This window comes from Fluviispira vulneris (genome assembly GCF_014281055.1).
Taxonomy (GTDB): Bacteria; Bdellovibrionota_B; Oligoflexia; order Silvanigrellales; family Silvanigrellaceae; genus Silvanigrella; species Silvanigrella vulneris.
The window spans coordinates 255759-281178 of sequence record NZ_JACRSE010000003.1; the positions used below are offsets into that span (position 1 = coordinate 255759).

The window sequence follows — 25420 nt, forward strand, 5'->3', positions numbered from 1 at the left end:
TTAGAGTTATTAATTTTGAAATTACTTTTAGTGCTATTAATTTCTTCATGTAGCTTTTTTGTACAGAGGGATAAGGTACAATCATACAAAAGCACAACTTCAAAAATTGATAGTAAAGAACTAATCTCAAATGTTGAAAAATTAATTAATAATAAAGTTACTTTTATAAAAATTAAAGATTTTGATTTTTATAAACTAAATGATAAAGATTTATTTTTTGTTTATGTTTGGTTGGAAGATCATAAAAATATTCATCAAATGTATAAGAAACTTTCTTTCGAAGTAAAAGACGAGTTTATTCGGAGAATGACTAAAAGTTTTGAAGTTAACGATCAAGAAAGAATTCATTATTTATCTAAAATTGATTTTCTAAATACTTTTGATAAAATACCGAGTTCCTTTTATTCTGTAAGGTATAATCAAGGTGATACTGCGAAATATTTGGATAATATAAATATTTTAGTGAATTCTAAAAATTCTAAACAGAAGGGTGAAATAAATGTTCTTTTAGCTTCATTTGAGGCACCAAATGCAAGATTAGGTGGAATTGGAGAATATTTATCTGGAATATTATCGGCTCAGTTAGAAACCTTAAGTAATGTAAATTATAAAGAAAAAATAAAAGGAAGTTTAATCACTCCTTTTTATGATTTTTTAAAGGCAAAATATTCTGAAAAAGCAATTTATGTAGGTATGGTAGATCATTATTTAGATGGAAATATTTATAAAAGTTCTATTTATAAAATTTCAGATAATAATATAGTACAATACTTTGTACAGCCCGATCCAAATTACTCATATATGCGTTCTAATGGTTTAAAAATACAAGGATGGGAAGTTTTTGATGTAGAATTACAAACAAAGCTTTTCAATATCATGAGTAATGAAGCTGGCTGTTTATATTATAATACAGCATTAGTATCATTTTCATCTTTATATAGTGGTGAAAATGGAAATGATTTTTTTGATATTCTACATATTAATGGAAAATTTGTAGCTTATTCAAGTTTAATTCAAAAAAAATATAATCTTAGAAGAGCAGAGGCTGGATTACCTAAAATTGGTATTTTATCAACTTTACATGATAATCACCCAGGGAATTCTTTTGATAAAAGTATTTATAAAAGAATTGGTCTTGAAGACAATAAAGAAACAAATACAAATATTATTGTAATGATGAATGAGAATAGTCATCTTGTAAACTTTGTATCTAAGACGACAGAACAAGAAACTTTGGAACCAAGTTTTTGGCCTGATGGAAATATCATTTCTGATTCTTTAAAAAACTATATGATAAAAATTTATTTGTATCGATTAATAATGGTATTTTATTTAAAAATTTTGATGTCACCAAAAAATCTGTCTTAGGAAAATTATCTGTTAAAGAGGACTACTCTGATTATTATTTACAAAAAATAAATGCGAAGAAGTTGTTATATAAAAAAGGAATTATTGGCTCTGAAACGAAACCATTATTTTTATTTGTAGGAAGGTTTTCTCCAGAAAAAGGTTTAGATGTTTTAGCTGATTTTGCTAAAGATATTATAATAAATAAAAATGGACAGGTTGTCATTATGGGGGCTCTGTCTGGTTATATACCTCTTGAATTATTTGAGTTAAAAAGTTTAGAAAATGATAAAAAGAACTATAATGGATTAATTAAGGTATATACAAGTTATGAAAAAAATCAATTGGAAATTTTAGAAGATATTGAGGCTACAAAAGGAAAAGTTATTCGTTTTGCTTCCGATTTTACAATCGTTCCGTCAGTCATTGAAGCTTCAGGATTAGTTCCAGTTGAAGGCTTAAGTATGGGAAGCGCAACTATTTCTTCATATAAAGAGGGATTGAAAGACCAATGCACTAACCCTTACGGCAATATGCATAATATATTCACTTTTACTTGTATTCCTTTCACGCGTGTTATGGGAAACTCCGCATTATCAGCAAAAAATTTAATTGATAGTCTTAATCAGCCTTTGCATGAATGGAATATGCTATCTAATAAAGAGAAAAAACAGCATCAAGTTTTTTTGATTGAGAATGCTAAAACGTTTGATTGGAATGCGAAAGGTGGGGCATTGGATCAATATATAGATTTATACATAAGAACTATTGAGCTTGCTAATTCTGATTAATTCTTATAATTTAATGCGACTAAAAATACCTTCAAAAAGTTTGTAAGATCATAATAATACATATCTAATTGCAATATTTTATTTGTAGATAAAATACATAAATTATTCAAATTCTAAGAATCATCTCTCACGATGTTTCACGTGAAACATTCTTAAGAAAATGTAATGAGAGGGAAAATCTTGTTTAAGAGAATGGCTCAATATTAAGTAAGGCTACGAAAAGGTGATTCGGTCTTATCAATTGATTATTCTGAAAGCGAAAATGAAAAAGATTTGATTGTTAATAATATCTTGAGCAAAACTATCTGCATAGAATGGGTGTTTAGAAATAGTAAGTTCGTTTAAATCAATTTTGTTATCTTTTTTATTTGGGGGAAAAATGGCAGTTGTTAGATCGAAACTTATTTCAGCGCTCATAAGCAAAAAATTAAATAAAAAAATTGATGAGATCTTATCCATATTAAGACAAGGTTTTGATGTGCAAATTAAAACGGGATATCCTGAAGTTGAATATATAGTTTTAGAGCTTTTGGAGCAGCAGCTAAAAATAAACTCGAGAGAGTTTTTGTTGTTAACGGATTCAAAAAAATTATATGCTCTGAATGAAATGAGCAATGTAGAAGACTCAAGTTTTATGCCTATCGTTTTTGTAGGAAGCACGCAAATTAAAAAGGGGTATGGATTTATTATTATTGAGCTGCCATCTCCTGATCTGCTTTTATCTTCAATACCTTCCGCTATAACTACAATTTTAAATTTCTTCAACTTAAATATTTATATCGATATCTTTGACTCTAATAAATTATTGAGTTTAAAAAAGATAACAATAGTACATGGACTGAATTTACTTATTGACTCTGTTGTGCAAACTGCTTATTTAGGAGGCTTTCGAGGTGATTCTGAGGAGGCTCAGCGCTTTTTAGACCAAACGCAATCTGAGGTGTTGGAAGATTTGGAAAAAAAAGAGGTTTCGCTCGAAAAATGTGCAGAAAAATTCTTTTCTTATGTCCTACTTAGAGGAGAGGATGCTCATAGCTTTCTAAAATCGAGCTTTATTTATTACTCAATTACTTTGCAAGGACTGAGTATGACCCGAGCGAGTCAAATATTTTCAGTTTCAAGAACGACTCTGCTTGGCCATCTTAAAACTGCAGAAAAACTTGGTGTTTCCCATTTTTTTGAGGGATATATTCAAAAGTCAATTTAATAGATATTAAATTTGCAAAATATGTGAGCGGGGGGTTGCAGAAACTCTGAGATCACAGTAATAACATGGCCAGATACAGGAACGAGCGGGTGCTGCTTGGGGAGTTTTACCCAAACAACGCCGTTATTGTTTTGAGATATTTTTATTTTATTTAGAATATTCAGTGCTTCGTGCTGAATTTGCGCTGAGGTGGAGTAAATGGCTGGCTCTCTAGATATATATCCGTTTCATGACACAGAAGGAGCTGTCCGATTCGGTATTCAAGTTGCTATTTTCTTGGTTGGGGTTGTTGTTGCCCAAAAACTTATTATCGGTCCTGCAATTCGCTTACACAATGAGCGTAAGAAAAGAACCATTGGAAGTTTTGAATCTTCAAAAAATCGAAACGAAAAAGCAATTCAACTTGAACATGAGTATTTTTTGGAACTTAAAAATGGAGCTGAAGAAGCAAAAAATTTAAGAGCTCAAGAAATTCAAGCTGCTCAAAAGTTAGCACAGAAAATGATTTCTGAAAATCAAAGGAAAGCCACGCTGCATGTGAACTCTATTAGAGAGAAGCTTTCCATGGAAATGATTGAAGCAAAATCTAACATGCCCAATCAAATTAATGATTTAGTTTCTGCTATTTACAAGAAGATTGGCTTAACCATTCTCCTTGTAATGGGTGCTTCTATCGCTTTTTTTCAAAAAGCAGCTTCGGCTGATGTCATGGACAAAACTGAAATTGATTGGCTGTATGGAGTGTTTTGGCCCTATTTTCAGTTTGGTGTTTTCGTCTTTGCGCTTGTTTATTTTGCAAAAAAGCCTATAACAGCAATGCTTGAAAAAAGACGTGACGATTTTAAAGCAAAGTTATCTGAAGCTAAAGAAGCTGCTTTATTAGCGGAAAGAAAAATTAAGGAATATGAAAGTAAAATTGCATCATTGCAAAATGAAATCAATGAATTAAAAGAACGTAATTTATTCGATGCTAAAATTGAGCGTGAGAAAATACTTGCAGAAGCTGCGAAAGTTTCTGAAGCAATTTTAAGAGATGCTGAGCGTGCTGCTAAAGAACTTATTCATCGTAGTCAAGAAGAAATCAGACAGGAACTATTTATTTTAGCACTTGAAGAAGTTGAAAAGCGTCTTTCTCCCGAAAAATTGCTCTCACTTGACTCCAAATTAAAGTCAGAAACAATCGAAGGAATAAACTCTCTTAATTAATTTCTAAGTATTATTTTCTTGTTTTCTGTGGAGTATTTTTAAGTATGAAAAAAAATTCTGGTTCCATAGCAAGACGCTACGGCACAGCTTTATATGAGTGTGCTATTGATGCTGCTAAAAATAGTGATGAACTTTCTTTTGAGAAGTTTGCAGACACTGTTAGGGAATTGCTTGCTATATTTGATAAAAAAGTATTGTCTCATTTCAAGAGCCCTATTTTAACGATTGAAGAAAAGAATGCGCTACTTGAATTGGTCTTAGATAAGATCTATGCAAAAAGTAATAAACTACCTGCAGAAATAAAAGATTTTTTAAAACTTATGATTGAAAACGATCGCTTTTCAGAATTGCCCATCGTTTTAAATAATTTTTTGATTAAAGCAGATAATTATATCGGTGTTGCACGTGCAACGTTGGTTTCAGCAAATAATTTATCTGATACAGGGCGTGAAGAATTCTCTCAGGCTTTGTCATCTGTATTAAAGAAAAAAATAGTTCTCGAAACGAAGATTGATGAAACTCTTCGTTCAGGTTTTATAATTAAAGTAGGAAATACAAACGTAGATGCGAGTCTGCGTTCACGTCTTTTGAATCTTAAAGAGTCTTTGAGTTAGGAGTTGAATTCATGGAGCATATCCGGGTTGATGAAATTAGCCAATTGTTGAAGCAGAAAATTCAGGCTTTTGGTCAGAAGGCAGAAGTGTCTGAAACTGGAACAGTCGTTTCTATTGCAGATGGAATGGCTCGCATTTATGGACTAGAAAAAGCCCTTATAAGTGAACTTGTTCAGTTTGATAATGGCGTTAAAGGTATTGTTTTAAACCTAGAAGAAGACAACGTTGGCGTTGCTGTTTTTAACGGCAGTGAAACAATTACTGAAGGTATGCAGGTTCGTAGAACTGGAAAAGTAAATAGTGTTCCAGTTGGACCAGAGCTTCTTGGTCGTGTTGTCAATGCTCTCGGTGAGCCAATCGATGGTTTAGGTGATTTAAATGCATCTGAGACTTCTGTTGTTGAAGTCAAAGCACCTGGTATAATGGCGCGTAAAAGCGTCCATGAGCCTATGCAAACGGGACTTAAATCTGTTGACTCTATGATTCCAATTGGACGTGGACAACGCGAATTGATCATCGGTGATCGCCAAACTGGTAAAACAGCTATAGCAATCGATACTATTATCAATCAAAAAGGCAATGGCGTAAAATGTATTTATGTTGCCATTGGTCAAAAATATTCAACAATTGCTCAAATTGTTGAAAAACTTCGCCGTGCGGGCGCACTTGAATATACTACTATCGTAGTAGCTGGTGCTTCTGAAGCTGCAACTCTTCAATACATGGCACCATATACTGGATGCACTATTGGCGAATACTTCAGAGATCGTGGTCAGCATGCAGTTATTTTCTATGATGACTTAACAAAACACGCTCAAGCGTATCGTGAACTTTCCCTTCTTCTTCGTAGACCTCCAGGTCGCGAAGCATATCCTGGAGACGTTTTTTATCTACACAGTCGACTTCTCGAACGTGCATGTAAATTAAATGATGAACTTGGTGCAGGAAGTTTAACCGCGTTTCCTATTATCGAAACGCAAGCTAACGACATTTCTGCATACATTCCAACAAACGTAATCTCCATTACGGATGGACAAATCTTCTTAGAAGCAGACTTGTTCAATGCAGGTATGCGTCCGGCTGTGAATGCAGGTCTTTCCGTATCTCGTGTGGGTGGAGCTGCACAAACAGGTGCTATGAAGCAAGTTGCTGGTAATATGCGTCTTGAACTCGCTCAATATCGAGAGCTTGCTGCGTTTGCGCAGTTCGGTTCCGACCTCGATGCGGCTACTCGTAAGCAGATTAACCGTGGACAACGTTTGACTGAATTGCTTAAGCAAGCTCAGTATTCTCCATTATCTGTGGAGAAACAAGTGCTTACTATTTTTGCTGCAATCAATGGATTCCTTGACAATATCGAAGTGCGCCATGTTCGCACTTATGAACGCCAAATGTTGAATTACTTTGAAGCTGCTCATCCTAAAATCATGGCTGAAATTGCTACAGGTAAGAAAATGAGTAACGAACTTCAAGCAGAGATTAAAATAGCTCTCGATGACTTCGCAAAGAGGTTTGAACCAAATGCCAGCAAATCTTAAGGATCTTCGCAATAGAATTAAAAGTGTTAAAAGCACTCAGCAAATTACAAAAGCAATGAAGCTTGTTTCTGCTGCTAAGTTTGGTCGTGCTCAACACAATGTTGTAAACGCACGTCCATACGCTCTTTCTCTTGCGCAGCTCACAGCAAAACTTGCAGGTCTAGTGAGTGGGGGGAGCAATCACCCGCTTATGAATGAAGTTTCTAGCAAGGTTGCTGCTGTGCTGATTATCTCTTCGGAAAGAGGTTTGTGCGGTGGATACAACTCAAACGTTTCTAAGCAAGCTATAAGAACTATTGAAGCTCTTGAAGCTGAAGGATTTAAAGTTACAGCTATTTGTATTGGAAAAAAGGCTTTTCAAACTTTAAATAGAAGAAGAAGAGTTGTCTTGAAAAAGAAAGACGAAGCTAAATACATTTCTGAAAATGATTATGTTGCAAACGCAAGTGCTCTCTTATCAGATTCAGACTTAGTTTCAATTACAACTCCTTTTGATAAGCCAACAAATGCGATGGCAACCCGTTTGTCAGAAGCATTTGCTAAACTGTATACAGAAGAAAAAATAGGAAAGTTTGTTATTGTTTATAATAAGTTCCAGTCTGCAATGTCTCAAATTCCGACTGCTGATACTGTATTGCCTCTCCATGTTGGACCTGCTTCTGTTGAAGCAGAACCTATATTTGAGCCTGAAATTGATGAGCTACTTGAGCACGTAATTCCTCGCTATATGACATCTAGACTGTTCCAAACACTTCTAGAATCTGTAGCAAGTGAACAAGGTGCTCGAATGACTGCAATGGACAATGCAACTCGTAATGCTAAAGAAATGGAGCGTAAGCTACAAATTACTTACCAACGAGCTCGTCAAGCGGCAATTACAAACGAACTTATTGAAATTATCAGCGGTGCTGAGGCATTGTAAAATTAAAAATTTGGAGCTTTTTATGTCTGAATTAGGAAAAATTATTCAAGTTATGGGACCAGTTGTCGATGTGCAGTTTTCACAAGGCAATCTTCCTGAAATTTTTCACGCATTACGTACAACAAATACATCTATCAACTCTTCTAAAGAAAATCTCGTTTTAGAAGTCGCTCAACACTTAGGTGAAAACATTGTAAGAACAATTGCAATGGATTCTACTGAAGGCCTTTGCCGTGGTGTTGAAGTTCGTAACACTCATGATCAAATCACAGTTCCTGTTGGAAAACCTGTTCTAGGTCGCATTCTTAATGTGACGGGTGATCCTATTGATGGTAAAGGTGATGTTCCTTCTGAAAGACGTTATCAGATTCACAGAAAAGCTCCTGACTTTACACGTCAAAGTACAAAACTTGAAATGCTTGAAACAGGTATTAAAGTTGTGGATCTCCTCGCTCCTTATCAAAAGGGTGGAAAGATTGGTCTTTTCGGTGGAGCAGGCGTGGGTAAAACAGTTCTTATTATGGAATTAATCAACAACATTGCAAAGCAACACGGAGGATACTCTGTATTTGCTGGTGTTGGTGAGCGTACACGTGAAGGTAATGACCTTTATCATGAAATGAAAGACTCTGGAGTTCTTGACAAAGTGGCTCTTGTTTATGGCCAGATGAATGAACCACCTGGAGCTCGTGCGCGCGTTGCATTATCAGGACTTTCTGTTGCTGAATATTTCCGTGACGAACAAAATCAAGACGTGCTTTTTTTCGTAGATAACATTTTCCGCTTTACTCAAGCAGGTGCTGAAGTTTCTGCGTTATTAGGACGTATTCCTTCTGCTGTTGGTTACCAACCTAACTTGGCAACTGAAATGGGTGATCTACAAGAACGCATCACTTCAACAAATACTGGTTCTATTACATCAGTTCAGGCAATTTATGTTCCTGCGGATGACTATACAGACCCTGCGCCTGCAACAGCTTTTGCTCACCTAGACGCAACAACAAACTTGGATCGTTCTTTAACTGAAAAAGGGATTTATCCTGCCGTTCACCCATTGAACTCTACAAGTCGAATTCTCGATGCACAGATCGTTGGTGATGAGCATTATGAAACAGCACGTCGTGTTCAGCAGATTTTACAACGCTACAAAGAATTGCAAGATATTATTGCGATTTTGGGTATGGATGAGCTTTCTGAAGAAGATAAGCTTGTCGTTGGACGCGCACGCCGTATTGAGCGTTTCTTGTCTCAACCTTTCCACGTTGCTGAAGTCTTTACAGGTAACCCTGGTTGCTATGTTAAAGTTGCTGATACTGTGCGCAGTTTCAAAGAACTTTGCGACGGTAAATGGGATCATCTTCCTGAATCTGCCTTTTATATGGTGGGTGGAATCGATCAAGCAGTTGAAAAAGCTAAAAAGATGGGCGTTAGCGTTTAATTTGGGGTACTAAATTATTATGATCGATGCAAAAGACAAAATGAGAGTCGTTATTCTCACTCCATCTAAACGTCTCCTAGATTTATCTGGTGTTTCGGAGCTTTATTTTCCATCGGAACATGGTGCTCTTGGAGTATTGCCAGGTCACGCTCCAATGGTCACGGCTGTTGGTACGGGTGTAGTGCTTTACTCACAAAATGATGTTTCTGGATTTTTTAAAGTTGCTGGTGGTGTAGCAGAAATTACAGGCACTTCAGTTAATTTATTGGTAGATGTAGGAGAAGAAGCTGCTACGATTGATTTAGACAGAGCAAAAAGATCTCTTGAAAGAGCTGAAGGAAGATTGGCTGCGAAAGAGCTTGGTAATGTAGATGTCAAAAGAGCAGAGGGCTCACGAGCAAGAGCGCTTGCACGTATTGAAGCTGTAAATCTTCATACAAACAAGCATGCAAATGATAAAAAATCTGTGTAGATTTTAAGTATTATGCTGGCTAAAATCTTTTTTATACTTTTAGGCATAAAAAAGACTCTAGCTTAAACATATGATCATTTGATGACTGTGTTAGGGGCGCTGGCAGCTTACCCAATATTATTATGTTATTATTTTTGGAAGGGTTTGAATAAAGCTCTTCCTTTTTTTAACTAAAATATAATGGTGTTAAAATGGTCTCACAAAAGAGTTTAGTACAAGATGTCTTATATAAAGATAAATCAGATATCGTTTGGCTTGCTATTGATGGGAGAACCGCCCAACAAGGCGTTGTTTCGGGAATTTCTCGATTTGTCATAGGGCTTACACGCGCTTTGGTTTTAGAATTAGAAAATAGAAAAAAAAATCAAATTGAGAGTAAGAGAATAAAGATTCTTATTGTTTCGAAATCAGAACCTGCGCAGTGGGTCGTTGAACTCGTCCATAAATATCCTGATATCATATCATATTGGAGTGGAGGTCCAGGAGCTTTACAGAAATCATATGATAAACCTATTTGGCTTTGGCCCACTTTCACTTTGAAACGCATTCAAAAACTCACCCATAACCAAATAATTTGGTTTGCTCCTGCAAATTTTGATAGACCACTCTTTATTTCTCGAAACAGTATGTCATCACGGGTGATACAGGTTATTCATGATAGTATTCCATTTATGCCAATTAAAGGTGTAGGATTTTTATTTAAAAGACAATTTAAATTTTTAGTTAAAAGAACCCTTTCTCGTTTACCTTTTGTTACAACAGTATCACCACATTCTGCGAAACTTCTTCAAGGGCTTGTTAAAAAAAGAACAGCTCCATTGCATATAATTGGTGATGCCGTTGATTTAGAATTTGGCTGTCAGCCTAAGATCAAACAAGCTCGCGAACTAGTTTCGCGGAGAGAAAAATTTTTAGAACAGTTGGTTGACACAGTGGATAATGATAAGTTTCGCAATGTGATCAATAAATTTCTGAAAGAAAAATGGGTTCTTGGTGTTGGTAGAAATCAAAAATATAAATTCTGGGATCTTGCTGCGCAGGCAATTCAAAAAATAACTCCCGAAACGACAGGATTAGATGTTTGGTTTATTCGCATTGGTGCAGATAATAAAGAAATATCGAGTTATTTAAAAAGATGTGTTTCTAGAGAATGCGGTAAATTAATAGTTTTTGAAAGCCTTAAAACTATTATTTTGCCAGTTTTGACAGATAGTGAATTGGCTGAACTCTATCGTATTTCCGACCTCTTAGTACATCCATCAATAGCTGAGGGATTTGGTTTGCCCCCATTGGAAGCGGCACTCAGTGGCACACCCGTACTTTATCGAACATCTACTGCAGTTGATCTGCATTTTCCTCCAGGTATATTACCAAGTAATTATTGGCTCGGGAGTGATTCAAGTTCGCCTTCTATTTGGGTAAAACAAATTGAAAAACTATTACTTGATAAAAAAGATTCTGAATTTTATATTGGTTTGCAGAATGCAGATTCGACAAGAAAATATATTATTAAGAGATCACAAGGAAGAAGTTTTGAATGGAAAGAATCAGCAATTTCATTATTAGATTGGTTAATCCAAGGTTCAGATATTTTGAAAAAGATAAATAAAAAGCCTTCTATTCCAACATAGAAGAATAATTTTGGGGAAATAATGAAAACTGGAGTTTTGTTTTGGGGATTTAAAGATATAAATATTACAGCAGAGTGTGCTAAAAGGCTTAAAAAAGGAAACCATATTCGTGATGTGTATATACAAATCTCTACCCATGAAAAAACTGTGTCACTTCTGGATATATTTCCTGAAGAGATTATACGTTGTGAACATGAAGATTTAAATTCATTGCATGTATGGTTACAAAAAAATGATAAGAAAAATATTATCATAGTTATAGATTTTTGGTCTTTTTTATCTGTAAAAAACTTTTCTGATAAGTTAAACTATTTTAAAATTATTTTAAAAATGCCATTCCAGTTTGTTATTTATCTACCTAAGTTTTACCATGAGCTTAGTATAAGAAAGAAAAATAAGAAATTAAATTCTTTATTTGAAAAAACAAATGACTTATTTTCGAGAGTAAGAGCAATATATGAGTTATCTTTAAATAGCACATCATCTATCGCAATGCTTTCTTCTGCACCAACAATTTCGTTTTTAAATAGATTATGTAGGCAAGAATTTTTTTTGAAAAAAGAACTTGGGTTCATAACTTATGTGCCATATTTATTAAAGTATTATCCATCAAGTTTTTTAAGTAATAAAAAATTTATTGATGATTTGGTTACTAAAATATGTGAAATTAATGAAGGAATTCAGCTCTACAAAAATAGAGATTATGTTAGTAATTTTAAAAATGAAATTAATTCAGATATTTTGAATATGCATTATAAGGAAAATAAGAATAATAATAAACTATTTAATTTTGTTTTTACTTCTTCAATTGATAGCTTTTATAAAATTAAAACCAAAGAAGATTATAAAGTTCTTCTTTGGTGTATTTATTTAGGAATTATTGAATATAAATATAAATATTCAGATACTTCTATGGAAGATTCTAAAGACAGTGAATTAATATTCTCACGCATTTCTGTGTGAATCGTCTTTTCTTCGCATAAATGCAGGAGTTTCAAAGTCTGAATCATCGATTTCAATATCCGATAATTCTTTTGCAAGTTTTATTGCGCTTTCAGCAGTATCTTCTTGGGATATTTCTTCACTCTTTGATGATGTTGCTCCCATCACTTTTGCTTCGTGAGCACCACGATTTGCGTTTTGTTGATGGGATGCCATATCAAAGGTCCACTTAGTTAAATCTTCAAGTTCAGAACTTGAACTTTCTGTTTTATTTGTTGGACTTTGTGCTTGAGTTTGAAGATTATCATTGGATTGATTTTGTTTAGGTGTGTTCCAATTTAAATTTGTATGAGTCGATTCAGTCTTGTGAATTGGCTGATGGTGATGTTGAATTGGTTGTGTACTTCTTAAATCAGATTGAGGATTATTACGGAATCCAGAATTAATATTTACATGAGAATTATTTAATTCGTTTGCAGTTCTATTAATAAGTGGAGATTGTGCATTTACAGATGGATTGTTAGCAAAACTTGGTTGAGTATCTCTGCCAAACTGGGGTCTCGGAAAATGATTTGGTTGTGAATTTTGATTGAATTGATTTTGATTAAGAGGTTGTTGAGTATGATTTTGTACTTGACCTCTGACATCGTAAGGATTCACTGCAGGAATATTTTGCGCAAAATTATTTTGTGGGCGCTGAGAATTCATACCTGCAAAAGGTTGTTGCGGGATGCTTTGTTGAGGTTGACTACTCACACTGTTTTGCATGAACTGACCCTGCTGTTGAGGAATATTCGCAAATCCGTGAGCAGACTCGGGAAATGCAACGCGCGCTTGATCGAATCCAGTTGCAATCACTGTTACCCGAATTCTATCTTCCATAGCTTCATCGATCACAGCACCAAAAATAATGTTCGCATCTTCGTGTGCAGCTTCTTGAATAAGTGTCGAAGCTTCACTGATTTCATGCAGTGTCATAGTGCTTGTACCAGTGATATTAATGAGAATTCCTGTGGCACCTTCAATATCAATGTCTTCAAGTAAAGGTGAATTGATTGCTAAGCGTGCAGCTTCGGCGGCACGATTTGGACCTGTTGCATCGCCAATACCCATAAGTGCCATACCCATTTCAGACATAATTGTTTTTACATCTGCAAAGTCTACGTTCACTCTTCCAGGGATATTTATAATATCTGAAATACCTTTCACAGCATTTAATAAAACTTCATCAGCTAATTTAAAACCATCAAGCATAGACATTTCAGGAGAAGCAATACTTAACAACCTTTGATTTGGAATGGTTATCAGCGTATCCACGGATTGACGGAGAGACTGTATACCGTGTTCGGATTGTTGTTTTCTTCTTTTGCCTTCAAAGGTAAAAGGTTTTGTTACAACTCCTACAGTTAGGGCGCCTAATTCTCGAGCAACTTGAGCGATAATAGGAGCTGCTCCTGTTCCTGTTCCTCCTCCCATACCGCCAGTGACGAAAACCATATCTGCACCACTTAAAACCTCTTGGAGGATTGCTTTGTCTTCGAGCGCAGCATTGCGACCTGTTTCAGGGTTTGCTCCTGCACCGAGACCTTTAGTGAGTTCTCTGCCAAGTTGAATTTTGATTGGTGCAAGATTTGATTGCAGGGCTTGAACATCTGTGTTTGCCGCTATAAATTCAACGCCTGACAATCCGGATTCAATCATGGTATTCAGAGCATTTCCACCTCCTCCTCCCACGCCAATCACTTTAATTATTGCATTTGAAGAATATTTATTGCCTTTATCTGCTTTGTCACTCATTATATAAGTCCTCCGTCATTCTTAACTGTTAAAATATTATACATTATCGAGAAGCAAATGGTTCCTTTATTCGATGCCATATTTTTGTTGCGAATGAACTAATTCCAGATATTTCTTCGGTTTGTTGCAGTGAGTTATCCCCATGAACGGATGCAAATAAAGGCGATAATGTCCCAATACTTGATGCCCAAATAGGAGATTTGAGGCCTTCAATTGCTCCAATTATATTTGCAGGCATGCCTATTCTTGCATTTAGAGAGAATATTTCTTCAGTTGCAAGCGTCATACCGCTTAATAAAGCTCCACCACCCGATAAAACAATTCCTTTCGAAGTTCTTGCAATCAATCTTGATCTTCTCAAATCTGCATAAACGGTTTGTAAAATTTCACGAACTCTTGGTTCGATGACTTGATTAATTTCTTTACGCGTTACGTAGCGGATTGCATTTCCGTCTATGCTGCTAATTTCAATTTTTTCATTAATATCTTTTGAAGAAGTTTCAATTGCTTTGCCTATTTCTTTTTTTACTCTTTCTGCTTCAGCTTGTGTCGTTCTTAAGCCGATTGAAAGATCTTTTGTAATATGATGCGATCCAATTGGATATTCCTTAGAGTAAACAGGAATGTTTCCTAAGTAAACAGATGCATGTGTTAAATGTGCGCCAATAGAAAGGGAAATACAGCCAAATTCTTTTTCATCACGCGTAAGCACGCCTTCAGCAGCAGCAAGTGGCTCAAAAGCAAAACTTTGTACACGTACACCTGCATTGTTGCAGGAACGGACAATATTATGCAGATCGGCCTGAGGATAAAAAACCCTGTGATGCATAATCGAAAGAGTTGAACCTCTCATACCAATTGGATTTTGAATACCATGCTTCCCGTCTACCGAATACGAACTGGGAATCATATGAACAAAATCAAAACCCATAGGTGGTTTTTGATTACGCACAGCCATTGAGACTTTTTCCAAATCAGAAACACGTATTTCTTCACCTTTGATAGTACATGTTTCAACGTGATTATCGAATTGAGCGGCAGTTCCTGCGATGCATGCTCGAACGGCTTCTATTTCAATTCCAGATTGACGTTCAACTTCATCAATTGTTTCAAGTATTGAAGCTGTAACTGCATCGATACTTGAAACAACACCTTTTTTTATGGCTCCATTGTTTGCAATTCGAGCAGCACCAAGAATTTGAATTCGGTTTGATTCTTTTTCATAAAAAGGAAGATCATCATGACTCATTTGCAAATCTTTATTTTCATAACTCGCAGCAACAAGACTTGTGTGTGTTGAACCAAGTGAAAGAGAAATACAGATATTTTTATTTAAAGATGTTTTCATTTCAATTTAACTTTGCATGCAAAATGTTTAAAAAGCATTTTGTGAACGCGATCTCATTAAACTTACACAATGAGAAAAAAAAAGTCATTAGTTGAAATTAAAAAACACTAAAAGGATGGATTGAGATTTGATCCAAGAATCTTGAATGTAGCTTTATCTGAAAAGTCAAGATCAACTTCGCTTGGATAAATATTTTTATTTGAAAGCTCTATTAAGAGAATTTTAAGCTTATCCATTTTGTCTCTAATTTGGCCATCTCCAAGTAATGCATCAAATTCGATTAATCGACTGTTTATTAATTCTTCAGCATGCGGATCTTGCTTTTCAGATTTAAGTGTATTTGATTTTTTATTCTTTAACATTTGAATGTTTCTATTTATTTTTAAAGAAAAGCCAGACTGAGAGGACCATATGATTTTTGCTAGAGAATAACCAGAACCAACGTTTTGAATCTCGGAATTAATAAGACGTATTTGCTTAATTAACCAAGGAAAATTAACTGGTCCGCTGGTTTCAGTTCCTTTGATATCCGCTTGAAGTGATCTGTTTTTTTTCAGTTTATTATAAAAATTTTTAGAGTGCCAATTTATTTTTAACTCAGGGGCTTCAACTTTTAGAAGCGAAGCAAATTCTTCTTGGGGAGGATTTTTAGAAATAATTTTCATATTATTGCTAATTATATATCGTTCATTATTTTTTGCTTCTATTATCATCACAGGGATTTGCATTATTGCATTAATTTGTAGTTTTCCATCAAGGCCTAAACGTATCCAGTATTGATCAATAATATCAATTGAATTTAGGATGCTATCAACCGATTCTAAAAAGTGCGAACGCTTTTCTTTTTTCTTAAGTGAAATAGCTAATTCTTTGTTAATCAGAGAATATAGCTCAGTTGTAATTTTGCTATTATCTGTATTTATTTTCACACTATTTGGTAATATTGTCTCGCTATATATATTCACATAATAAATGCTGATTTTAATAATAATTGTAAATATTATTAAAATCGAAGAGATATAAGATAAACGTGGCCTTTTTTTTAGCAGTGAGTATGAAAATAAAATAAATTGGTTCGTTTTTAAATAGAATGCTTTAAAGAAATAAAATATTTTAGAAAGAAAAAAAGTTTTCTCTTGTTTCTTAATTCCTTTTCTATTGCGAGGTCCTGGTTTTTGAGCAATTAATAAATTAACTCGTCTTTGTTTTTTATTTCCATTCAAAACTCAGCTTCTCCATTATCATATGCCCTGCTTGCCTAACATTACCAGCACCTAAGGTTATCACAATTGCTCCATTTTCGGGAGATATATGATTTAATATATTTATTGCTGTTTCTGACGCTTCTTCTAATGAGTTGACTGAATATGTAGTTCCAGGAGTATTGTTAAAACTATTAATTTTAATTTGATGAGCGATATTTTCTTTACTAATTCCTTCAAGTGGAGACTCTCCAGCAGCATATATCGGAGTGACTATGACTCTGTCAGCATCTACAAAGCATTTGGCAAAGTCCTCCATTTGATATTTTAATCTAGAATATCTATGCGGTTGAAAAATAGCGATAATTTGTTTATCAGGAAAACTTTCTTTTGTTCCCTTTAAAACGGTTTCTATTTTTTTGGGGTTATGTGCATAATCATCAACAATAAGTATATTATTTATTTCAGCAAGAATTGAGAATCTATGTTGCACACCTTCAAAAGCGGAAATTGATTTACAGATTACATTCATGTTTAATTCAAGCAGAGATGCAACTGCAAATGTTGCCAAGGAATTTGTTAAGTTATAAAGACCGGGCATTTTTATTGTAACTTGTGGTTGATATTTGCCAAAAATAACTGGTGTAAATGTGGTATTCATTCCATCTGTTAGTTTATCAACTGCAGTTATATCTGCATCTTGTCTTAAACCATAAGTAATTATTTTACGTCTTATTTTTGGAAGTATCATCTGGACTATGGGATCGTCAATGCAAGCGCAAACTGCTCCATAAAATGGTACTTTATCTATAAAAGTTTCAAAAGCCTTTACGATATCATCTAGGTTACTATAATGGTCAAGATGATCTTTATCGATGTTTGTAATAATTGCAATTGTTGGTGTCAGTCGTAAAAAACTACCATCACTTTCATCAGCTTCAGCAACGAAAAGATCTCCTTTCCCAAGTTTTGCATTGCTTCCAAAAGAGTTCAATTTTCCACCAATAACAACTGTTGGATCTAGGCCAGCATGATGCAACGATGATGCTAAAATACTTGTTGTTGTTGTTTTTCCATGTGTACCAGCAACGATTACTCCATATTTCATCCGCATAAGTTCAGCGAGCATTTCGCTTCTGTGGATGATTGGAATTCTTAAATTCTGTGCTTCAATTATTTCTGGATTGTGTTTATTTATTGCGCTGCTTATAACAAGTACTTGAGAATGTGTGATATTATCAGCTTGATGTCCAATAAATATTCTTGCACCAAGTCCTTCTAATTTTTCGGTAATAGCCGTTTTTTTTATATCACTTCCTGATATTTTGTAACCAGAATTGATAAGCACTTCTGCAATTCCAGACATGCCACTTCCACCAATACCTACAAAATGGATTCTTTTTATTGCATTAAACATAATTTATATTGCCTTTTTTAATTGATTATTTTGTAAATAAATTCGTCTTGAAATTTGGGACATTAAACCAATTATGAAATAATTAGCGATTAATGCTGATCCGCCATTTGATATAAATGGTAAAGGAAGACCTTTTGTTGGTAAAGCTCCAGCTACAACACCCATATTAATTATTGTTGTAATGACTAACATGGAGAAAGCGCCAGTTGCCAGTAAGCGATCGCGATGTGTGCTTCCATAAATTACAAGTCTAAGAATCGCATAATATAAGACCGAATATAAGATGGCAAGAACGAGAATTCCTATAAAACCCATTTCTTCAGTGATAACTGCTAAAATGAAGTCAGTATGAGCTTCTGGTAGAAAGAAAAGTTTTTGCTGACTTTCTCCTATTCCACGGCCAAATAAACCACCATTAGCTACAGCTACGAAGCTTTGTATAACTTGAAAACCAGAACCCAGTGGATCTTTAAATGGATTTAAAAAGGTCATAACCCGTGCAATTCGATATGGTTCAAATAAAATAGCAGAGATTAAACCAAAAATAAGAATTCCAAAAATACCTGCAAAATATCTTTTTGGTAATCCGTTCATAAATAGAACTCCAAGACAACCAGTAACTACAACGACAGTAGTGCCAAGATCTTTTTGTGCAATAATAGCAATTGGTGCTAAAAGTAAGCAACCATACTCGATTAAGGGAGGATATTTTTTTGATTCAATATATTTATTATTTATATTCTCTTGTTTAGAAATTATCCATACCATATAGATTATAGAGAATACTCTTAAAAATTCAGAAGGCTGTATGGGCATTATTCCTAAATTTAACCACCGTGACGCTCCATAAACCTTACGGCCAATTCCTGGTAAATGTGTAGCAAAAGTCATTGTCACGAGTATAAAAAATAAATATTTAATAAATTTATAATATAATTCAAAGGGGATCATAGCACCAGCAAATGCTGCTAATAATGAAGGTAACAGAAAAAATGCTTGTTTTTTAGCGAAATAAAATTCGGTTCCATAATGCTGTGCAGAATATACTGATGATGCGCTATAAACAAAGAGAATTCCAAATCCAGTTAATGCTATGACCGGAACCCATAAGACGTTTCCCCCATATGTTATCCAAGTGCTTGGTTTTGAATTATCAAGAATGTTTTCTAATTTATTAGAATCACTTTCTATCTCTTTCGATGTGTTCGTTTTCTCAGATGAAGTCACTTTTTATTTTCCTTTAAACAAGAAAAAGCCCATTCGCGAAAAACATTTCCTCTATGTTCAAAGTTTCTAAACTCATCAAAGCTGCTACATGCAGGTGAGAGTAATATTATATCACCGTCTTTTGCTTCATTTAAAGCAAGATCTGCTGCAGCAAGCATATTTTCAGAGCTTGGAGAAATTTTATTCTTATATGTTTTTAAATCGTGCTGGATATTTTCTGAAGCTTTACCAAATGGATATATCTTTAGCAAATTTTGTTTAAAATATATTCCGATTGGTAAATAATTATCACCCTTAGGCATGCCTCCAAGTAAAAGATGTATTGGTCTTTGAAAAGCTTTTAAAGCAACAAGAGTGCTTTCAACATTGGTAGATTTTGAATCATTAATAACTAAAATTTCTTTCTCATTACCATTCGAGTCTATAAATTTTTCAAGTTTAGGTGAAATATATTCAAGTCTATGTTGTAAATGACTGTATTCTGTTGTTTCTAATTCCCATTGAGATAAAATAATATTATCATCAACACCTAAATGCATAGCCATTATGCTTGCGCATAATATATTAATCATGTTGTGTTCGCCAGGTAAACATGGATTTCTTATTTCCCAAGTTTTAGTTGAGTTTTTTAGTTTTAGAAATACATGTATGGAACTGTCTTTATTGTCATATTTTGCATAGGCAGATTCAAATTCATTTTCAGACATCAATTCACTTACAGAAAGTTTTTTTAAATCATGATAGATTGCGTAGGGTAATATTTTTCCAAATGAAATTTGATTGCGAATATCATATTCTCTTCGGGCTTTAATGGGTGAATTTAAAATATTATCAAATTGTTTTTGATTGCTTGATTCAATAAGAATTATTCTTGCTCTAGGTAGACTGAGCCCCATATTGACAGCAGTTTTTATAACATTTCTATCAATTATAGCTATACCAGAGTCATGAGTTAGTAAAATTAATCTCCACTTTGCTTTTATATATTCATCAATATTTTCATAGCGACCTAAGTGATCATTTTGTATATTTAAAAAAACCGTGCACATGGGGTGCATGGAATAAGTGGTTTCTAACTGATAGCTACTCAATTCAACAGATAGTATTTCAACTGAAAGATTGTCATATATAGCTTGCGACATTGATGTGCCAATATTCCCGCAAGAAATTGATTTGTATTCAGCTCTTTCAAATAATTGAGCGGCATAGTGCGTGGTAGTACTTTTGCCATTTGTTCCAGTAATTCCTAAAATTATACAATTTTCAGGAAGAAACCAAGATGCAACTTCGATTTCACTTACTATTGGAATATTATTTTTCTTACAAGCAATAGAGATTTCTTTACTTAAAGGAATACCAGGAGATATCACAAGAATATCGCAATTATTTTTGATTTTTTCAATTGAGTGAAATCCATATTCATATGGAATTTGCTGTGATATTAATTCATTTTCAATATTTTTAGAAATCAAATTTTCTTCAGTTACAAAAACATTTGCTCCATGTTTTTTTAAAATTTTAGCTGCAGCAATCCCGCTTTTAGCTGCTCCAGCAATATAAAAATGTACGCCTTCAACTTTTGGTCTATGTGCCATAAAATTTTATAACCTTTAACGTAACTTTAAAGTCAAAATACTAAGGAGAGCAAGAATAAAACTAATTATCCAAATTCTCACAGTTATTTTTTGTTCAGGCCAGCCTTTTTTTTGATAATGATGATGAACTGGTGCCATGCGAAACACTCTTTTTCCTCTTGTTTTAAAAGATGCAACTTGGATAATAACACTTAAAGCTTCTGCAACAAAAACACCACCCATTAAAACAAGAAGTATTTCGTGACCTGTTATCACTGCAACTGTTCCAAGAATTCCTCCAAGAGCGAGTGCTCCTGAATCTCCCATAAATATTTGAGCAGGAAAAGTATTGTACCAAAGGAATCCAATAGAAGATCCAATAAGACCAGAAAGAAAAATACTTATTTCGCCAGATCCAGCAATTGAATGATAATAAAGATATTTAGAAATTACGACATTTCCAGTAACGTAACTTAAGATTGTCAAAGTTAAAGCGCAAGTGATAACTGGACCAATAGCTAATCCATCCAAACCATCAGTTAAGTTAACCGCATTACTTGATCCAACAATAACAATGATTGCAAACGGCGCATAAAGAATTCCCATTTGAATAACCATGTTTTTCAGAAATGGAATATTAACGAATGTTGGATTCATTGAAATTGATTTTGGATTTACTAAATGACCTGCTGCCCAAAGATGCCATGCAATTGCAATGCCTCCGAAAAATAACAAACCAAGCATTTTCTTTTTGCTAGACAGTCCATCTGTATTTTTTTTTGTAATTTTTAAATAATCATCTAAGAAACCGATAAAACCAAAACCAACGCTGATTATAAAAAGTGTAATAAAATGTCGATTTGTTGGGTCCATCCATAAGAGAGCGCTAAAAAGAGTAGCAAATATTATAACAATGCCCCCCATTGTGGGAGTCCCTTTCTTTTGCATTTGCTCTTCAAGGCCAAGCTCCCGAATTGGTTGACCAGCTTTGAGTGATCTTAGTATTTTTATCGCTTTCGGGTATAAAATCATTGAAATAATAATACTCGTGATGAGGGCAAGAATCGCTCGGCTTGATAGATAAGAAAAGGCTTTAAGACCAGAGAATTTCGGGCTTAGCAGTATCAGTTTATTTATAAGTATATAGATCATTCTTACTTTTTCTCCTTAGATAAAACAGATCTTGCTATGAGAGCATCTGAAAAGGGATGCTTTGTTTCGCCTATAATTTGATAATCTTCATGTCCTTTACCTGCAACTAGGATCAGATCATTTGCGTTCCCTTTTTGTATGGCAGATTCAATTGCACTTTTTCTATCAATTATTTTTAAACATTTTGCTTTATCTAAAACACCAACGAATATTTCATCGACAATTTTTTCTGGATTTTCTGTGCGAGGATTGTCTGAAGTTATTATAGTCACATCAGATAGTTCAGATGATATTTTACCCATTAATGGTCTTTTGCTTTTATCGCGATCACCACCGCAACCAAAGACTGTTATTAGTCTCCCTTTATTTTCGGACTTTAATATATTTTTACAAACTAATATTGCTTTTTCTAATGCATCAGGAGTGTGTGCATAATCAATCAAAACAGTTGGCAAATTATTGTTTAACTTGTCATTTTCAGCATGAATAACTTCAAGTCTACCAGGGATATTTTTAATATTTTTTAGAGAAGAAATTATTTCATTAGGATCATAATTAAAAGATATTGCACATGCAATAGAACAAAGTATATTTTCAAATTGGAAATCACCAATAAGTGGGCAATAAAACTTAATTTCTATGGTTTTATTCATAAAATCGGATTGCAGACAGAATGTACCAGAAATTCCATTTAAAGATGACTTTTTATCCTTGAAATAAAGGTAATATGTTTTATTAAAATGATTTTTATAAGAATTTATAAATGAGTCGCATAATAAAGAATTTCCTACACCAATTAAAGTTCTTTTTTTATTAAAAGAACTTTCTACAAAAGAATTCCAATTATCATTATGAGTGCAAATCACTGCTGTTCCATCTACTTTTAAAAATTGAGAAAATAATTTTTCTTTTGATTCTTTATAATCAAGCATTGTTTTATGATAATCAAGATGATCTTGTGTTAAGTTTGTAAAAACAGCAGTATCGACTTTCCAATTGCCTAGTCTATTTTCTTTCAATCCATGTGAAGTTGTTTCCATTATAATTTTATTAATGTTTTTTTTGTCTATAACATTGATTATACTTAATAATGTTGGATAGTCAGGTGTTGTCACATGGGAGCCAGCTAATGATTCTTCACCAATTTGCATGCCAAGCGTGCCAATTTTTAAAACCTCTTCATGGGACAAGTGCTCGATTATTTGTCCTGTTATTTGAGTGACAGATGTTTTGCCATTTGTTCCTGTAATTCCTATTGTTTGGAATTTATTATTGTCAATTTTGTAAGCATATTCTATGATATAATTGATAGCTAATTCGACATTATTAACTGCAATAAAGTGAGGATTAGATAAAATGGATTCCACCCATTCATTTGTTTTATTTAAGCTTTCTTTTAATTCATAAATAAATTTTGGATTTCCAATAAATATATTACCTGATTCTAAGATTTTTTCTGCAAATATATTTCCATTAAATCGATTTCCTCTTCTAGCTATATATATAAAATGTGGTTCTCGTGAAAGAGGTTGAATTTTAAGTTGGTTTTCTGCATCTGCTGAATTTAAGAATATATCGCATTGAGATTTATTTATAAAATCTGTTTTATTGGATAATAAAATATCCTTTAACTCTTTAATCATAAAAATATCATACATGCTTATTTTAGGGTGCGTTAATTTAAATTTTACGGACATTCTTTTAACGTTCCTTTTTAGGATTTTCTGAAAGTTGAAGCGCGGAAACCTGTGCTGTTTTATGAAAGCTCTGAGATGAGCTCTTTGCTTTATATTTTTTGAGATAAGCATTTTCATAAGGTTTTACGTTAAATATACCTTGTGCGTTTAGATAATGAACTGTTTTTTTCCCAATATCTGCAAACACGGGTCCAGCAAGAGGACCGCCATAAGCAGGGCGAATGCTAGCTTCATCAATTACAACAACAATAGCAAGCTTTGGGTCATTTGCTGGAATAATTCCTTCAAATACCGCTGTTCTTCCTGAATAGGAGCGATCTTTATTTGACCATATTTGTGCTGTGCCTGTTTTTCCTGCAACTAAAAGGCCAGGTATGCGAGCAGGAGAGCCTGTTCCACCATTTTCTTCAACGACAGACTGCATCATTTGAGAAATCAATTTACTTGTTTCTGGTTTAATATATTCTAATGGAGGGGATTCTTGATTTATTTGTTTGACTTCATCAACTGCAAGTAAATTAACTCCATGGTCTTTTCCTCCTCCAACGATGATCGATAGTGCATGAGCCAATTGCAAAGGAGAAATGGCAAATCCTTGACCAAAAGCCATATTTGCAAAATTCATTTCTCTCCAATTTTCCGTCTTTTTTATTCTTCCACCCCATTCGCCAGGTAAGCCTGTTCCGGGTTGGCGCCCGAAACCAATTTTCATAAGAGCGTCGTAAAAATTTTCTCTCCCCATTTTTTGCACAACTTTATATGCGCCGATGTTGCTGCTCACTTTTAATATTTCTTCTGGAGTTAGCCAACCGTGGGGATGGGTATCATGAATATATCCACCAGGAAGAGCCATCTTTCCATTTTCTGCATATATTTTTGATTCTGCATTTATAACCCCTAAGTCGAGTGCTTTTGCAATCCACATAGGTTTAACGACTGAGCCGAGTTCAATGGCATCCATGATGGCACGAAAGCGTCTTGCTTGTGGATCATTATCTGGAGGAGAATTTAAATCATAGGTAGGGTGACTTGCGATTGCTAAGAGTTCACCTGTTTTAACATCCATGACGATAGCAGAGCCCCCTTTCGCTTTGGCTTTAATCACTCCTTCTCTTAACGCATTTTGGGCAAATTCTTGGATTGAAATATCAATAGAAAGTTTTAATACTTTACTGTTCGATTCGGGTTTCGATGCATTATTTGGGGTAATCATCACAAGTCTACCACGCGCGTCTCGCATGACTTCTATTTTCGTTGGTTTTATATTTAGACGAGAGTTGTATATTTTTTCGATGCCTTCAAGACCATTTCCTTCTGTCCCCACAAAACCAATCAATTGTGCTGCCAATTCTTTTTCAGGATAAAAGCGTTTAGGTTCATCAACAATACCAATAAAATCTTGCCATTTTTTAAGTGAACCCATTTTATTAAATTCACTCAAGCTCATTTGTCTTTTTAACCAAATAAAATTTCTTTTATCATGAGAGTAATTATAGAGTTTTTCAACTGGTATATTGATTTGTTTTGCTACTTTTTCAATAATTTCAACTTCCGAGGGCATTTTTTTAGTCAGCAAAAAAATGCTCGGTCTTGAAACGCTGACAGCTAATATTTTACCGTTTCTATCAGTAATTGTAGCTCTTGGTTTAGCTAAAGTCAGTACAGTTTCAAATTGTTTTGTGCCCGTTTCAACAAGTTTATTTCTGAGTGATGTTGGAATGAATGTGATCCAAGCATAGCGAATAAGGATTAAAATTAAAAAAGCGCTGCTTATAAGGCCCATAGCATAAGCGCGTATTCGATAATTTGGAATATTATATACTTTGTTGGGGTTTTTAAAGATTTTAAATTTAACAAACAAACTTCTGTCATTTTCAGATTTATTTGCCACTTTATTT

The 25420-nt window shown here is 34.1% G+C and carries 20 protein-coding genes; 11 read left to right on the forward strand and 9 right to left on the reverse strand.

The features are described 5' to 3' along the window. Window positions 1–15 precede the first annotated feature (15 nt). The 11 genes from H7355_RS07950 (at window position 16) to H7355_RS08000 (ending at window position 12129) form a co-directional block, all read left to right on the forward strand. Entirely contained in the window at window positions 16–1368 is a 1353-nt protein-coding gene (locus tag H7355_RS07950; protein WP_186646372.1) for a glycogen/starch synthase, read from the forward strand. Window positions 1369–1430: 62 nt separating this feature from the next. After that, complete coding sequence (locus H7355_RS07955; protein ID WP_186646373.1) at window positions 1431–2138, forward strand: glycosyltransferase; 708 nt, start codon at window positions 1431–1433, stop codon at window positions 2136–2138. Window positions 2139–2517: 379 nt separating this feature from the next. Continuing rightward, window positions 2518–3345: a hypothetical protein gene (locus H7355_RS07960; protein WP_186646374.1), complete on the forward strand. Its 828-nt coding sequence runs from the start codon at window positions 2518–2520 to the stop codon at window positions 3343–3345. Window positions 3346–3543: 198 nt separating this feature from the next. Further along, window positions 3544–4551 (forward strand): ATP synthase F0 subunit B, encoded by a 1008-nt coding sequence (locus H7355_RS07965; RefSeq protein WP_186646375.1) that lies wholly within the window; start codon window positions 3544–3546, stop codon window positions 4549–4551. Between the two features lie 44 nt (window positions 4552–4595). Beyond that, entirely contained in the window at window positions 4596–5165 is a 570-nt protein-coding gene (gene atpH / locus H7355_RS07970) for an ATP synthase F1 subunit delta (protein ID WP_186646377.1), read from the forward strand. Window positions 5166–5176: 11 nt separating this feature from the next. Next, window positions 5177–6703 carry a F0F1 ATP synthase subunit alpha gene (gene atpA / locus H7355_RS07975; protein WP_186646379.1) on the forward strand — a complete coding sequence of 509 codons (1527 nt, stop codon included), beginning with the start codon at window positions 5177–5179 and terminating at the stop codon, window positions 6701–6703. Then, a complete protein-coding gene (atpG, locus tag H7355_RS07980) occupies window positions 6687–7625 on the forward strand; it encodes an ATP synthase F1 subunit gamma (protein ID WP_186646381.1) in 939 nt (312 codons plus the stop codon). The genes atpA and atpG overlap by 17 nt, the downstream gene beginning before the upstream one ends. 22 nt (window positions 7626–7647) lie before the next feature. Further along, window positions 7648–9063 carry a F0F1 ATP synthase subunit beta gene (atpD, locus tag H7355_RS07985; RefSeq protein ID WP_186646383.1) on the forward strand — a complete coding sequence of 472 codons (1416 nt, stop codon included), beginning with the start codon at window positions 7648–7650 and terminating at the stop codon, window positions 9061–9063. Window positions 9064–9082: 19 nt separating this feature from the next. Then, window positions 9083–9535: an ATP synthase F1 subunit epsilon gene (gene atpC, locus H7355_RS07990; RefSeq protein WP_186646385.1), complete on the forward strand. Its 453-nt coding sequence runs from the start codon at window positions 9083–9085 to the stop codon at window positions 9533–9535. A 191-nt stretch (window positions 9536–9726) separates the two neighbouring features. Next, window positions 9727–11166 (forward strand): glycosyltransferase, encoded by a 1440-nt coding sequence (locus H7355_RS07995; RefSeq protein ID WP_186646387.1) that lies wholly within the window; start codon window positions 9727–9729, stop codon window positions 11164–11166. Window positions 11167–11187: 21 nt separating this feature from the next. Then, entirely contained in the window at window positions 11188–12129 is a 942-nt protein-coding gene (locus H7355_RS08000) for a hypothetical protein (RefSeq protein ID WP_186646390.1), read from the forward strand. On the opposite strand, the gene ftsZ is transcribed toward H7355_RS08000, so the two are convergent. From ftsZ to H7355_RS08045, 9 genes are all read right to left on the reverse strand, one after another. Beyond that, a complete protein-coding gene (gene ftsZ / locus H7355_RS08005) occupies window positions 12112–13905 on the reverse strand; it encodes a cell division protein FtsZ (RefSeq protein ID WP_186646391.1) in 1794 nt (597 codons plus the stop codon). The two genes, H7355_RS08000 and ftsZ, sit on opposite strands and share 18 nt — an antisense overlap. Before the next feature lie 43 nt (window positions 13906–13948). Next, window positions 13949–15253: a cell division protein FtsA gene (gene ftsA / locus H7355_RS08010; RefSeq protein WP_186646392.1), complete on the reverse strand. Its 1305-nt coding sequence runs from the start codon at window positions 15251–15253 to the stop codon at window positions 13949–13951. A 107-nt stretch (window positions 15254–15360) separates the two neighbouring features. After that, on the reverse strand, window positions 15361–16476 hold the full coding sequence (locus tag H7355_RS08015; protein WP_186646393.1) for a hypothetical protein: 1116 nt from the start codon (window positions 16474–16476) through the stop codon (window positions 15361–15363). Then, window positions 16463–17872 (reverse strand): UDP-N-acetylmuramate--L-alanine ligase, encoded by a 1410-nt coding sequence (murC, locus tag H7355_RS08020; RefSeq protein ID WP_186646394.1) that lies wholly within the window; start codon window positions 17870–17872, stop codon window positions 16463–16465. The genes H7355_RS08015 and murC overlap by 14 nt, the downstream gene beginning before the upstream one ends. A gap of 3 nt (window positions 17873–17875) precedes the next feature. After that, window positions 17876–19099 carry a putative lipid II flippase FtsW gene (ftsW, locus tag H7355_RS08025; protein WP_186646395.1) on the reverse strand — a complete coding sequence of 408 codons (1224 nt, stop codon included), beginning with the start codon at window positions 19097–19099 and terminating at the stop codon, window positions 17876–17878. Next, window positions 19096–20694, reverse strand: coding sequence for a UDP-N-acetylmuramoyl-L-alanine--D-glutamate ligase (murD, locus tag H7355_RS08030; RefSeq protein ID WP_186646396.1), 1599 nt, complete (start codon window positions 20692–20694; stop codon window positions 19096–19098). Before murD ends, ftsW begins: the two co-directional genes overlap by 4 nt. A 15-nt stretch (window positions 20695–20709) precedes the next feature. Further along, window positions 20710–21816: a phospho-N-acetylmuramoyl-pentapeptide-transferase gene (gene mraY / locus H7355_RS08035; protein WP_449267310.1), complete on the reverse strand. Its 1107-nt coding sequence runs from the start codon at window positions 21814–21816 to the stop codon at window positions 20710–20712. 11 nt (window positions 21817–21827) lie between these two features. Then, complete coding sequence (locus H7355_RS08040; protein WP_186646399.1) at window positions 21828–23522, reverse strand: UDP-N-acetylmuramoyl-L-alanyl-D-glutamate--2,6-diaminopimelate ligase; 1695 nt, start codon at window positions 23520–23522, stop codon at window positions 21828–21830. A gap of 4 nt (window positions 23523–23526) precedes the next feature. Next, window positions 23527–25413, reverse strand: coding sequence for a peptidoglycan D,D-transpeptidase FtsI family protein (locus H7355_RS08045; RefSeq protein WP_186646401.1), 1887 nt, complete (start codon window positions 25411–25413; stop codon window positions 23527–23529). Between the last annotated feature and the right edge of the window lie 7 nt (window positions 25414–25420).

What these genes read in the sequence shown, in the direction of transcription:
- H7355_RS08040 (WP_186646399.1), bottom strand. Translation starts at nt 23,522, where the DNA reads ATGTCCGTAAAATTTAAATTAACGCACCCTAAAATAAGCATGTATGAT.
- H7355_RS08000 (WP_186646390.1), top strand. Translation starts at nt 11,188, where the DNA reads ATGAAAACTGGAGTTTTGTTTTGGGGATTTAAAGATATAAATATTACA.
- atpC (WP_186646385.1), top strand. Translation starts at nt 9,083, where the DNA reads ATGATCGATGCAAAAGACAAAATGAGAGTCGTTATTCTCACTCCATCT.
- ftsA (WP_186646392.1), bottom strand. Translation starts at nt 15,253, where the DNA reads ATGAAAACATCTTTAAATAAAAATATCTGTATTTCTCTTTCACTTGGT.
- atpG (WP_186646381.1), top strand. Translation starts at nt 6,687, where the DNA reads ATGCCAGCAAATCTTAAGGATCTTCGCAATAGAATTAAAAGTGTTAAA.
- H7355_RS07960 (WP_186646374.1), top strand. Translation starts at nt 2,518, where the DNA reads ATGGCAGTTGTTAGATCGAAACTTATTTCAGCGCTCATAAGCAAAAAA.
- ftsZ (WP_186646391.1), bottom strand. Translation starts at nt 13,905, where the DNA reads ATGAGTGACAAAGCAGATAAAGGCAATAAATATTCTTCAAATGCAATA.
- H7355_RS07965 (WP_186646375.1), top strand. Translation starts at nt 3,544, where the DNA reads ATGGCTGGCTCTCTAGATATATATCCGTTTCATGACACAGAAGGAGCT.
- murC (WP_186646394.1), bottom strand. Translation starts at nt 17,872, where the DNA reads ATGTTTAATGCAATAAAAAGAATCCATTTTGTAGGTATTGGTGGAAGT.
- murD (WP_186646396.1), bottom strand. Translation starts at nt 20,694, where the DNA reads ATGGCACATAGACCAAAAGTTGAAGGCGTACATTTTTATATTGCTGGA.
- H7355_RS07995 (WP_186646387.1), top strand. Translation starts at nt 9,727, where the DNA reads ATGGTCTCACAAAAGAGTTTAGTACAAGATGTCTTATATAAAGATAAA.
- atpD (WP_186646383.1), top strand. Translation starts at nt 7,648, where the DNA reads ATGTCTGAATTAGGAAAAATTATTCAAGTTATGGGACCAGTTGTCGAT.
- atpA (WP_186646379.1), top strand. Translation starts at nt 5,177, where the DNA reads ATGGAGCATATCCGGGTTGATGAAATTAGCCAATTGTTGAAGCAGAAA.
- atpH (WP_186646377.1), top strand. Translation starts at nt 4,596, where the DNA reads ATGAAAAAAAATTCTGGTTCCATAGCAAGACGCTACGGCACAGCTTTA.